The following is a 13,069-nucleotide window of genomic DNA, read 5'->3' as shown; positions in this document are numbered from 1 at the left end:
TGATGATTATTCGATTGATCCTGAAGGTTCGGTCAGTATTATTGATATTCAAGATATCAAACAACCTAAAGCGAGTATTGCTGATTTTAGAGCTTGGAATAGCCAAAAGGCAGATCTCATGTCAAAAGGTGTGCGTATTTTTGGACCAAATGCTACGGTTGCTCAAGACTTAGAACCTGAATACATTACCATTTCAGGTGACAGCAAAACGGCATGGGTGACATTACAAGAAAATAATGCGATTGCACGAATTGATATTGCTCAGCAGAAAGTTACCGATATTTATCCATTGGGCTATAAAGATCATGGCGTAATGGGTAATGAACTGGATGTCAGTGATAGAGACAGCAAGATAGATATCAAAACTTGGACTGGTTTAGTGGGTATGTATCAGCCAGACTCGATTGCGAATTATCAAGTGAATGGACAAACCTATTTGGTCACAGCCAATGAAGGGGATAGCCGTGAATGGTTAAAAGATGAAGATGCCTATTTTGCGGGTAACTTAGCTCAAGGTTATGTTGAAAATATTCGTATGAAGCATTTATTTAACAGTAAAGGCTTCAATGCGGAAGGTGATTATCCTGCCCATTTACAAAAGATCGCAAATGGTGTGAAAGGAGCTAAACTTAATCCTGTTACATTTGCCTATTGTGGTGCGACAGCAACCGAAGCAGGAGATTGTCGTAAAGATGGTAATTTAGGCCGTTTAAATATCGCATGGAATATGGGATATCAAACCAATCCGGATGGATCACCAAAGCTAGATGCAAATGGACGATTAATTTACGATAAATTGTATGCCTATGGCGCACGTTCATTTAGTATTTGGAATACCCAAGGACAGCTAGTATGGGATTCAGGAAGTGAGTTTGAGAAGAAAATTTCTGAACTGTTTCCAAATTATTTTAATACCGATCATGAAGCCGTTAGTTTAGATGATCGTAGTGATAATAAAGGTCCTGAACCTGAAGGTATTACACTGGGCACGATTGGTGCGAAGACCTTTGCATTTATTGGTTTAGAGCGAATGAGTGGCGTGATGGTATATGACATTACTACACCAATGCAGGCTAAATTTGTTGAATATTTCACGACTCGTAATTTTGTGGAAACGGATAGTGCCAAGCAAGGTGATTTAGGACCAGAAGGTTTGATCTTTATCGCTGCCAAAGACTCACCAAATGGTAAGCCCTTATTGGTTGTCGGAAATGAAGTGAGTGGCTCTACTGCAATTTATCAAGTGAATGTTCAGTAACAAGTTATAAAAAAGCGGATCAATAGATCCGCTTTTTTTTGATCAAAATACATCAAACTTCAATATGGGTCGGTGCATCCAAATTTTTAATTACATTGGAAATTTGTTCAGTGGTTTCACAAATAATCACTTTGGCACGATGTTGAGGGGGAAGAAATCCTTCTTCTACTGCATAATCAAGTTGAGCAATCAGTGCATCATAGAAACGATTGACGTTATAAATAATCATTGGTTTTTGATGCTGATTGAGTTGTCCCCAAGTCGCAATTTCTAGAATTTCTTCAAAAGTTCCCAAGCCACCTGGCAGAGCAATAAAGGCACTAGCACGCTCAGCCATTAACGCTTTACGTTCATGCATGGTCTCTACGACGTGTAACTCGGTGAGTTTACTATGAGCAATTTCATAATCCAGCATGAACTCAGGAATTACGCCAACGACTTCGCCACCATGTTCTAAAACTGTATCTGCGACTTGTCCCATTAGACCAATACTGGCACCGCCATATACGATGCCAAAGCCTTGATCAGCGACATGCTGTGCGAGTTCAATCGCTTTATCGCGGTAGATTGGTTTATTACCTGTACGTGAACCACAATATAGCGCAATTAAAGCTTGAGTTGTTTTTGGGAGAGGTGTTGTTCTTTTCTCAGTCATTCTTAGTACACTATTCATTTCGTTTATTTTTCACCTTATCATTTTCATTCTAGTTGTCTAGGCTAAATCACTTTTATGACAGTTTTATGCACATTTTACATACAATCTCTTTTGGCAATACTTAGAAAGAATTTGTAAGAAACATCCACATAAAAAAGGTGAATTTCACTACGATCTTGCCTATACTGAAAATCCTTTTATTAATTTATGTACCTCTATGAGTAGTGGTTGTTGTCGCTCCGCTTTGTTTTTATTTCCTAAGAAAAATGTTTTGGCTGCTAATGCTGGCCTTTTAAAATTTAAACTCCAATACCTTGCTGCCAATTTTGCAGAGGAGTCTCGTCAATGATCTTCGAATGGATGTCTGACCCTTCTGCATGGGTTGGTTTGGCGACTCTAGTCGTATTGGAAATCGTATTAGGTATTGATAACCTTGTTTTTATTGCGATTTTGGCGGAAAAATTACCGCCAGAACAACGTGCTGCTGCTCGTAGAATAGGTTTAATTCTCGCATTATTAATGCGTTTGGTTTTGTTGGCATCTATCGCTTGGGTGGTCACTTTAACCCAACCGCTTTTCCATGTGTTCGATCATCCTTTCTCAGGGCGAGATTTGATTCTGTTGTTCGGTGGTGTGTTCTTATTGTTTAAAGGAACAATGGAATTACATGAGCGAATTGAAGGTAAGCAGACCTTAAAAGAAGAAAATCCAGTTCATGCGGCATTCTGGATGGTGGTTGTACAGATCGTTGTACTTGATGCGGTATTCTCACTTGATAGTGTAATCACCGCTGTGGGTATGGTCAAAGACCTTTCAGTGATGATGATCGCGGTGACGATTGCGATTGGTATCATGTTGTTGGCAGCACGTCCTTTGATGGAGTTCGTCAACAAACACCCAACCGTTGTGATTCTGTGTCTCGGTTTCTTGATGATGATTGGTTTCTCCTTAGTCGTTGAAGGCTTTGGTTTCCATATTCCGAAAGGCTATTTATACGCAGCGATCGGATTCTCTGTTTTGGTTGAAATGGTCAACCAAACTATGCGTCGTAACCAAGAAAAACTTGTGACAACGACTGACTTGCGCTATCGCACTGCTTCAGCAGTGTTGCGTATGTTGGGCGGCAAAAATGATGGTCAAAACAAAGAAGCGGAAGATGTTTTAGCAACTCAAGCTTATGCCAAAGAAGTCTTTGACGAAGATAATGGTGTTTACCATAGCGTACTTGTACAAGGTGTACTGGGATTGTCGGAACGACCTGTTAAATCGGTCATGACACCTCGTCCAGAGTTAGAGTGGTTAGATTTAGATTCTGATCCTGAAGAGTTAAAACAGCGCTTAATGGCAATGACCCACTCACGTTTAATTATTGCGCGTGGTGAGTTGGATAATATTGAAGGTATTGTTCTCACCCATAAAGTGTTAAATGAATATATTGAAACAGGCTCAATTGATTTCACAAAACATATTAGAGAACCTTTGATTGTTCATGAAAATGCGCAAGTGTTGATGGTGATGGAGCAATTACGTCAAGCACCTTTGCAAATGGCGATTGTACTCAATGAATATGGTTCAATTGAGGGTATTGCAACTCCAATTGATGTGCTTGAAGCGATTGCTGGTGAGTTCCCTGATGAGGATGAACTCGAAGCTGCGGCGGCAAGCTTAGAAGACGGTTCGATGTTGTTAGAAGGATCGACCGATATTCGCCATGTGTCATTGTTACTCGGTAAGGACTTAGTTGATGAAAGTGAAGAATATTCAACTTTGTCGGGTTATATTCTTTTCCATTTAGGACGTTTGCCTGAAAATGGTGAAATGATCGAAGCCGATGGTCATCGCTTTGAGGTGGTGACGATGGATGGGCACAAGATTGAAAAAGTGCGCATCATTGCAAAAGACAAAACATCTGAAAAGTAATTCGATTTGTTGAGTTGCTTTAAGTCCCTGAGCAAAATCTAATATGTAGAGCAATCACATTATGATTTTCTCAGGGTTTTTATTTTTGAGAATGAAAAATGACTGTGTTAGAGAATTGCCCTTGCGGACAAGGTTTATACATAAATTGTTGTCAGCCTTTGCATCTAAAACAACAATTTGCTGAACATGCAGAGCAGTTGATGCGTTCACGCTATAGCGCATTTGCCTTGCAAAAAATAGATTATATTGTTGAAACGACTGCTTTAGGTCAACAGTCTATGCTTGATCGTGTGGCAATTGCAGATTGGAGTCAGTCCAATCAATGGTTGAAATTAGAAGTGTTACAACACCAGCCTAAACTTGATAAAACCCATGCCTTAGTCGAGTTTAAAGCCCATTATTGTGATCAAAATCAGGATGCAAAACAGCAGCATATACATCATGAAATTTCACATTTTGTTTTACATCAGCAGCGTTGGTATTTTCTTGATCCAACCTTGAATATGCAAGTCACCATGAAACAACCGTGTATTTGTGGTTCGGGGAAAAAATTTAAACAATGTTGTGCACAATTCATCTAAGTTTGTCTTAAAATAGCGCACACTTTTATGCCTGATTGAAGGATGTAGGCAGATGTTGCTCACCGTTATTTACATTATTGCCATTACTGCAGAAGCAATGACAGGAGCTCTGTCAGCGGGACGTCGTAGTATGGACTGGTTCGGTGTGACACTGATTGCCTGTGTGACAGCTTTGGGTGGTGGTTCAGTTCGAGATGTGTTGTTAGGGCATTATCCTTTAACTTGGGTGAAGCATCCTGAGTATTTGGTACTGACGTGTTGTGCTGCATTTGTCACGATTATTATTGCCAAATGGATGAAGCATTTACGCAATATCTTCTTGGTACTTGATGCTTTAGGTTTAATTGGTTTTACCATTATTGGTTGCCAAATTGCGTTGTCGATGGGGCACGGTTTTGTCGTCTCAGCCGTTGCAGGAGTTTTGACAGGAGCATCAGGTGGTATTCTGCGTGATATTCTGTGTAATGACGTGCCTTTAGTTTTCCGCCGTGAGCTATATGCCAGCATCTCCTTTGTTGCTGTGATCTGTTATTGGGTCTGCTTAGAGGTTGGTTTGCCACATGATTTGACCGTTATTTTCACTTTGGTTTTTGGTTTTACTTTACGTTTGATCGCGATTTATTTTGGCTTAGAAATGCCGAAATTTATTTATAAAGAAGATGATGCAGAATCTGCTTCGTCTACAGATGAGCATTGATTGACTAGCTGTATATGCGATGCTTTGAGATAAATTAAAATGAATGATATCGAGTTTGATAAGAAAGATTTTTATAAAAGTAACAAGCTTTTTCTTATCTTGGTGATTGTATATTTTCTGGCGCAGTATAAGTTTCAGTTAGATGTTTTAAACATTCTGCATGATCTCCTTTTATTCGGAGTGACTGTGGGATTGTTCAAATTACTAAGAAATATTCAACAAGATCGACTGAATTATCTTATTCCGAATATTATGTTTATTTGTCTCATAATTTTTCAGATTGTATTTAAGAAATAACATCTCTTGTAAGACAGCATTTGACGTTTAAACAACAACAAGGGCTTGTCACAACGCTTTCATCCACATAGCATACAAAGCATTGACGATAACAATGATTTTGGATGACTTGCTGAAATGACCAGCCTTGCACATCATGCAACCGAAAACCGTTCCGTAGCTGAATTCACAGAACAAGCTTATTTAAACTATGCCATGTACGTGATCATGGATCGTGCATTGCCACATATCAGTGATGGTTTAAAACCTGTACAGCGCCGTATCGTATATGCGATGAGTGAGTTAGGTTTAAAATCAACAGGTAAGCCAAAGAAATCTGCACGTACTGTCGGTGATGTACTGGGTAAATACCATCCACATGGTGACTCAGCATGTTATGAAGCGATGGTGTTGATGGCTCAGCCATTTAGTTATCGTTATCCTTTGATCGAAGGTCAAGGCAACTGGGGTTCACCAGACGATCCTAAATCCTTCGCTGCGATGCGATATACCGAAGCTAAACTGTCCGCTTATAGTGAATTATTGCTGAGTGAACTAGGACAGGGCACCAGCGAATGGCAAGATAACTTTGATGGTTCGATGAAAGAACCAATTACTTTACCTGCACGTATTCCCAATATTTTGCTGAATGGCACCACAGGAATTGCGGTGGGGATGGCGACTGACATTCCGCCTCATAACTTACGTGAAGTGGTAAAAGGTACGATTGCATTGATTCGCAATCCTGAAACCACAGATGAAAAATTAGCAGAATACATTCCTGCACCAGATTTACCGACTAAAGCAGAAATTATTACCCCACCTGAAGAATTATTAAAAATTCAAACCACAGGTCGTGGTAGTTATCGTATGCGTGCGGTATATACCATTGATAAAAATGAAATCGTAATCACTGAACTACCGTATCAAGTTTCAGGTTCCAAAGTGATTACTCAAATCGCTGATCAAATGATCGCTAAGAAATTGCCTTTGGTCAGTGATGTACGAGATGAATCGGATCATCAAAACCCAACACGTTTGGTGATTGTACTGCGCTCTAACCGTGTCGATGCAGAAACGGTAATGAGTCACTTATTTGCTACGACGGATTTGGAATCTAGCTATCGCGTCAATCTGAACATGATTGGCGCGGATGGTCGTCCGCAAGTTAAATCGATTCGCCGTATTTTGTTGGAATGGATTGAAATTCGTAAGCAAACGGTGACACGTCGTCTTCAATACCATTTAAATAAAATCGAAAAACGACTGCATATCTTGGCAGGTCTTTTAATTGCTTATCTCGATATTGATACTGTGATTCGAATTATTCGTGAGGAAGATCAACCAAAACCAGTGTTGATGCAGCACTTTGGGATTGATGACATTCAAGCGGAAGCCATTTTAGAGTTAAAGCTTCGTCACCTCGCCAAGCTTGAAGAAATGGAAATTCGTCGTGAGCAGGAAGAGTTAGAAGCGAAAGCTGCGATTATTCGTGAGCAATTGGCAAACCCAGAATCATTGAAGAATTTAATCATTAATGAATTAAAAGAAGATGCTAAAAAGTTCGGTGATGATCGCCGTTCACCTATCGTTACTCGTGCTGATGCTGTACAAATTAAAGAGCAGGACTTAATGCCTGCGGAAACGGTGACGGTTGTTTTATCCGAAGCAGGTTGGGTGAGAGCTGCCAAAGGCGGTGATGTCGATGCTGCGAACTTAAACTATCGTGCTGGCGATCAATATCTCAGCCATGCAGTTGGAAAGACCAATCAGCGGGTGTATTTCTTGGATGAAACAGGTCGAAGCTATGCTTTACCGATCAGTAGTTTGCCATCGGCACGTGGATTGGGTGAGCCTTTAAGTTCTAAACTTGCACCAGCCAGTGGTGTGTCATTTATTCAAGTCTTTATTGAAGATGATGCGAGTGAATTGCTTGCCGTGAGTTCAAATGGTTACGGCTTCAAAACACAAGCAGCTCAACTTGATACCAATGCTAAGGCAGGTAAATCCTTCTTGACTGTGGCAGATAAAGCGACGGCATTACCATTGTTGCCAATTCAGCAAGCGACACATGTTGCAATCTTAAGTTCTGCGGGTAGGTTACTTATCGTTGATTTGACTGAGTTACCTGTGCTGAATAAAGGTAAAGGTAACAAGTTGATACAACTTGATGAAAAAGAGCAAATTTTATCCATGACAACCTTGAATTTAGATGAAATAATCCAAGTCGCTGCAGGACAACAACATCTAAAACTGAAAGGGGATGATCTCCAAAAATATATAGGAAAAAGAGCAACAAAGGGGCAACTTTTACCACGGGGATATCAAAAAGCAAATAGACTCCTCATTCAGAGATAAGGCTAGTATTCTGCGACACAAATACGTTATATATGAAATATATTCATCTTGTGTGAATAGATTGACTAAGGCAATTCAAAAAGTTAAAAAAAATGTTTTGCCATGGAAAGTAACGTTGTTACATTTTAAGGATTACACTCGGAGATAATGGCATTATGGAAAAGATTTGGTTTGCTGAATACCAAAAGACAGGAATTCCAGAAACAGTTGCACTGCCTGCTGAAAACACCTCACTTGTTGATATTTTTGAACGCAATTTCCAAAAATTTGGTTCACGTGATGCCTTTATCTTTATGGATAAAGTTTTAACGTATAATGAATTAGAAGTCGCTAGTCGTAAATTCGCAACATATTTACAAAGCCTGGGTTTGGCAAAAGGATCACGCGTTGCGGTGATGATGCCTAACGTATTCCAATACCCAGTGGTTGCTTTAGGTGTATTCCGTGCAGGCTTAGTACTGGTAAATGTGAATCCACTTTACACAGCACGCGAACTTGAGCATCAATTAAATGACTCAGGCGCGGAAGCTCTTGTGATCATTGAAAACTTTGCAAGTGTATACCAAAGCATTATTGGTAAAACGCCTGTGAAGCATGTTGTAGTAGCAACTGTTGGCGATATGTTGGGGACCTTAAAAGGTACGATCGTTAACTTCGTTTTACGTAAAGTGCGTAAGCAAATTCCTGCTTGGAACATTCCAGGTCATGTGAAGTTTAATACTGCATTAAACAAAGTGAGCCCAAGCAATTATAAGCGTCCAAGCTTAACCTTGAGTGACACTGCTGTACTTCAGTACACAGGTGGTACAACAGGTGTTTCAAAAGGTGCTGAATTAACTCATCGCAACCTTGTATCAAACTTATTGCAGTGTGACGGAATTTTCTCAAGTAAATTCGGTACGGGTGATGGTGCTAAAGATGACCGTATCGTATGTGCTTTACCGCTTTATCACATCTTTGCATTCATGGTGTGTGCACTTTACGGTATGTACAAAGGTCAAGCGAATATCTTGATTCCTAACCCACGTGACTTACCAGCTGTTGTTGGTGAATTACGCAAATACAAACCTTCATTCTTCCCAGCAGTAAATACATTATTTAATGCTTTAGTGAACAATGAAGAGTTTAAACAACTTGACCATAGCAATCTTAAGATGGCAATGGGTGGTGGTATGGCTGTATTGCCTTCAACTGCTGCTGCTTGGAAGAAAGTAACAGGTACGATCATTATCGAAGGTTATGGTTTATCTGAAACTTCACCAGTTGCAACTGCAAACCCACCAGCAACAACTGAGTTTAGTGGCACAATCGGTATTCCATTGCCATTAACAGAAGTTGTATTGCTTGATGATGATGGTAACGAAGTGGCACAAGGCGAACAGGGAGAGATTTCAATCCGTGGTCCTCAAGTCATGAAAGGTTATTGGAACCGTCCTGACGAAACTGAAAAAGTGATGACTAAAGATGGTTTCTTCCGTACTGGTGACGTCGGTATCATGGATACACGTGGTTACTTCAAGATTGTAGACCGTAAGAAAGATATGATCTTGGTTTCAGGCTTTAACGTTTATCCAAGTGAAATCGAAGAAGTGATTGCAAAACATCCTAAAGTATTGGAAGTTGCTGCGATTGGTGTACCTGATGAAAAATCAGGTGAAGTGCCAAAACTATTCATCGTGAAAAAAGATCAGTCATTAACGACTGAAGAAATCTTGGCTTATGCAAAACAAAACTTAACAGGTTACAAATGCCCTCGTTATGTTGAGTTTATGGATGACTTACCAAAATCAAACGTAGGTAAAATCTTACGTAAAGATTTACGTAAACCTGCTTAAGCAACCAACCTTTACACTGCTATAACCAGCTCACCCTTAAAAAAGGGGGAGCTAGAAAAACGCCGCAATCGCGGCGTTTTTTATTTGGGTTTATTTAGAGTTATTCGACTTCATTAACCAGCGATCAATATACGGTCGACCGATGCCGACAATCCCGACAAATACAACCATTGTGGCAAGTTGGAAACGTAGACGAGTAGGATCAATCCCATTAAAACTAAAGTAATTATCTGCTACGGCGTAAGCAACAATAATACTCAACCAATGCCAAAGCGTTAAACGCTTAATCCCAACAGCATAGAAGGCAATCGTCAGTATAACAAAGGTCCCTAGAGTTGATTGCCAGTTCAAGTTTGCACAAATTACGCTAAGCAAAAATGCCATGATTGGCAGCACGACTTTCAATACACGATCTACGAGGACTTGATGTTGTCGTTGCTGTGCAAGTACTTCAAACATTTCTTTTTGATCTGGATGTTGCATAGTCTAACCCTAGAAAACTAAAAATGAGTTACAAGTGGATGGCATATAAACTTGAGAGATTTGTCGAATATACACAAATGAAAATTAAATAAATTTTAGATTATGATAGCATGATCAAAAGAATTTCAAGTGACGGATGTGAGCATGCAAGGTATTGGCGGCATTATATTGATTATTATCGTCGCGTGTCTGTTGCCCTATGTTTTCACCTTGATTGCAAAATCGAAGGGTGGTTTTCAAGCAAAAGATAATCAGAATCCGCGTGAATTTCTAGCTAAAACGACAGGTTTGGCCGCACGTGCCAATGCTGTACAGCAAAATAGTTTTGAAAGCTTACCTTTGTTTATTGCGGCTATTTTAATGGCTGAATATATGGTGGTACCTGAAAAATTTATTATGACTTTAGGTTGGGCTTATATCGTTTGTCGCGTGATTTACGGTATTTGTTATCTAGCGAATTTAGCGACTTTGCGTTCGATCATTTGGTTTTTTTCGCTACTTTGTCCGATTCTCCTTTTTGTGATTACTGTCAAAATGACTTAAGGTAAATAAAATAGAAAATTCTCTAGCTGATGGTTTTCTAGCATCATTTTCATTGTATTCACGTTATAATCTCTCGGATTTACATCTAAGTTCACCAATATAAACGAGTGTTGATATGAGTTATAGCAATATTCCTGCGGGTAAAGACGCACCAAACGACATTTATGTCATCATTGAAATTCCTGCAAATGCAGCACCTATCAAATACGAAATCGATAAAGATTCTGATGCGTTATTTGTAGATCGTTTTATGGGTACAGCAATGTTTTACCCTGCGAACTACGGTTATGTGCCAAATACATTATCTGAAGATGGTGACCCATTAGACGTTCTTGTTGTAACTCCACATCCTGTTGCTGCTGGTTCTGTGATTCGTTGCCGTCCAGTTGGTAAATTAAATATGGAAGATGATGGTGGTATCGATGCGAAACTTATCGCGGTTCCACACGAAAAGTTATCTCCACTATACAAAGATGTTAAAGAATATACGGATCTTCCGCCATTATTGATTAGCCAAGTTGAGCATTTCTTTGCACATTACAAAGATTTAGAGCCAGGCAAATGGGTAAAAATTAGCGGTTGGGAAAGTGCAGATGTTGCTAAGGCTGAAGTATTGAAAGCAATCGAAGCTGCTAAGAAGTAATTTTCTGAGTAGATTCAGCTAGATTTTATGATTTAAAGTCTAGCTGATAAAAAAACCTCCATTCAATTGAATGGAGGTTTTTTTATGACTTAAATAAAGCTGTGAATTAGAACAGTTTCACAGGAATATCAAGGAACAAACGCCATTCATTGGTTGAGCCAATGACATTGCTGACATATTGACCAGAAACATTATTATAGGTATCACTTGAACGTAAGTAAGAATAGCGAACACGTAGGCTTGCATCTTTCAATGCACCTGTTTGAACTGTATATTTGACTTGGTTAAAGAACTCATGTTCTTCGGCTTGGTCAATGATTTTTGAGCGATCTGTTATTTTAGCGATATCAATATCCCAACCATAAACAAATGCAGTTGTCCAGTTTAGACCAGGTAAACCGTGATTTTTGAAGTTGTAGTTATATTGTAGCCCGACAGATTTTTCATCATTACCATTAAAGTCACCTAAATAGGAATTAGGGACACAGATACTTTGTAAACCATCAGCATTATAGCCATAGTCATATCCAGTATTACCTGTGTTATCTTGATAAGAAAGCATGACATTATGTACATCTTTGCCATAGCCCACTGAAACAGCCCAAATCGAGTTTTTACGGTTTGCTAGATCATCTGTGGTATGTGAATCAGTGAGTGCATCTTTATCCCATTTTGTATGATAACCCATGGCATCAAGTGTTAAGGTACTCTTGTCTTTTAAGCTTTGGGTAAAGTTTACATTAGCATAATGACGTTCTAACTTATCTTGAACATCTAAGCCATAATACGATGAATTGAGTTGATCATTAAATTTATATTTAGCACCCCAAACTACTGCACGATCAAGCCCTTGACCTGTCACATCTTTATCGGTACTAATTTGGTTTGACATTTGGTTTTTTGTGAATTTACCTGCAACCACATTTAGATTTGGAATTTCATTACTTTGAATGAAAACACCTGTGTAATACTCAGGCACTAAACGGGCTTGATTACTTGCCATGACAGGAAGTGTTGACACCTGTGTACCATAAGTCACGGTTGTGTTGGAAATACGTGCTTTCACATTGGCACCACCACGAGCCCAATGATCATAAGCAAATCCACGATCATCTACAGGAATCATTTGATTACCCGTATTATTATTCGCACCAAGCTTGAAAGATGCATCACCTACTAGGCCAACACCAAAGCCAACAACACCCTTTGTAAAGCCTGATTGAAGATCAAAAATGGCAGTTTGCGCTGTTGAGCTTGTATCATTTGTTAAACCGTCTTTTTTATCACGATTTAAAAAGCCTGTGCGGAACAATACTGAACCATTTGCATCCTCAACAAAACCTTTAGCTTCGCTTTGTTCGCTTGCATATGTTGAGGAGATCAATGCGGCATTAATCAAAACCGCTAATGTTAGTTTCTTTGCCTTTGGCATAGGTGGCCTCATAATAAATAAGATCAATTTCGATCAAATAGAAATTTTGACCAATTGTATAAGTTATACATAAAAAATATAGATTTTTATTAAATTATTTTAATCATTTTTACACAAAATTAAGCTAACATTTTATGATTTAATTATCGTTTAAAATTAAATCATATTTAAATTAATATATTGATTTTTATTAATATATTGTTTTATTTTAATCGTAAAATATATTGATTATTTTTTAGCTTAATGCATTTAAAATACGTGATTTGTTTCTATTTTTTCTCTTTTATTTTAATGATTTATTTTTTCTTTGATCAAAAGCTATTCGACTGATTTGCAAAAAATTACATCCCGACGAATGACATTTTTTGCTGTACAAAAACGCACCATT

At 38.8% G+C, this 13,069-nt stretch carries 11 protein-coding genes; 8 read left to right on the top strand and 3 right to left on the bottom strand.

Features of this window, described 5'->3' with window-relative positions; genetic code table 11:
• A partial coding sequence (locus A2003_RS14595; protein WP_286687551.1) for a choice-of-anchor I family protein occupies positions 1-1,258 on the top strand: 1,258 nt, incomplete at its 5' end.
• Positions 1,259-1,310: 52 nt separating this feature from the next.
• Here A2003_RS14595 and A2003_RS14590 read toward each other — a convergent pair.
• Positions 1,311-1,931, bottom strand: coding sequence for an LOG family protein (locus A2003_RS14590; protein WP_004917099.1), 621 nt, complete (start codon positions 1,929-1,931; stop codon positions 1,311-1,313).
• A gap of 327 nt (positions 1,932-2,258) precedes the next feature.
• On the opposite strand from A2003_RS14590, the gene A2003_RS14585 reads away from it, so the two are divergent.
• The 5 genes from A2003_RS14585 to A2003_RS14565 all read left to right on the top strand — a co-directional run bounded on the left by A2003_RS14585 (position 2,259) and on the right by A2003_RS14565 (position 9,580).
• Complete coding sequence (locus tag A2003_RS14585) at positions 2,259-3,833, top strand: TerC family protein (RefSeq protein ID WP_004917094.1); 1,575 nt, start codon at positions 2,259-2,261, stop codon at positions 3,831-3,833.
• Positions 3,834-3,931: 98 nt separating this feature from the next.
• A complete protein-coding gene (locus tag A2003_RS14580) occupies positions 3,932-4,414 on the top strand; it encodes a YchJ family protein (RefSeq protein ID WP_125297270.1) in 483 nt (160 codons plus the stop codon).
• Positions 4,415-4,466: 52 nt separating this feature from the next.
• Positions 4,467-5,111: a trimeric intracellular cation channel family protein gene (locus tag A2003_RS14575; RefSeq protein WP_286687550.1), complete on the top strand. Its 645-nt coding sequence runs from the start codon at positions 4,467-4,469 to the stop codon at positions 5,109-5,111.
• Between the two features lie 414 nt (positions 5,112-5,525).
• Positions 5,526-7,745, top strand: coding sequence for a DNA topoisomerase IV subunit A (gene parC, locus A2003_RS14570; RefSeq protein ID WP_004917083.1), 2,220 nt, complete (start codon positions 5,526-5,528; stop codon positions 7,743-7,745).
• A 155-nt stretch (positions 7,746-7,900) separates the two neighbouring features.
• Positions 7,901-9,580 (top strand): long-chain-fatty-acid--CoA ligase, encoded by a 1,680-nt coding sequence (locus A2003_RS14565; RefSeq protein ID WP_004957258.1) that lies wholly within the window; start codon positions 7,901-7,903, stop codon positions 9,578-9,580.
• A 90-nt stretch (positions 9,581-9,670) separates the two neighbouring features.
• Here A2003_RS14565 and A2003_RS14560 read toward each other — a convergent pair whose 3' ends face one another.
• Positions 9,671-10,063 (bottom strand): hypothetical protein, encoded by a 393-nt coding sequence (locus A2003_RS14560; protein WP_004958447.1) that lies wholly within the window; start codon positions 10,061-10,063, stop codon positions 9,671-9,673.
• Between the two features lie 144 nt (positions 10,064-10,207).
• On the opposite strand from A2003_RS14560, the gene A2003_RS14555 reads away from it, so the two are divergent.
• Both A2003_RS14555 and ppa read left to right on the top strand, forming a co-directional pair.
• Positions 10,208-10,606 carry an MAPEG family protein gene (locus A2003_RS14555; protein WP_004957262.1) on the top strand — a complete coding sequence of 133 codons (399 nt, stop codon included), beginning with the start codon at positions 10,208-10,210 and terminating at the stop codon, positions 10,604-10,606.
• 115 nt (positions 10,607-10,721) lie between these two features.
• On the top strand, positions 10,722-11,249 hold the full coding sequence (gene ppa / locus A2003_RS14550; RefSeq protein ID WP_004957263.1) for an inorganic diphosphatase: 528 nt from the start codon (positions 10,722-10,724) through the stop codon (positions 11,247-11,249).
• Positions 11,250-11,355: 106 nt separating this feature from the next.
• Here the strand turns inward: ppa and A2003_RS14545 are convergent, their stop codons facing one another.
• Positions 11,356-12,681 (bottom strand): OprD family outer membrane porin, encoded by a 1,326-nt coding sequence (locus A2003_RS14545; RefSeq protein WP_125297267.1) that lies wholly within the window; start codon positions 12,679-12,681, stop codon positions 11,356-11,358.
• Positions 12,682-13,069: the final 388 nt, after the last annotated feature.

This window comes from Acinetobacter sp. GWC1_38_13 (assembly GCF_001767535.1).
Classification (GTDB): domain Bacteria; phylum Pseudomonadota; class Gammaproteobacteria; order Pseudomonadales; family Moraxellaceae; genus Acinetobacter; species Acinetobacter junii.
This window is presented reverse-complemented; position numbering and strand designations above follow the sequence as displayed.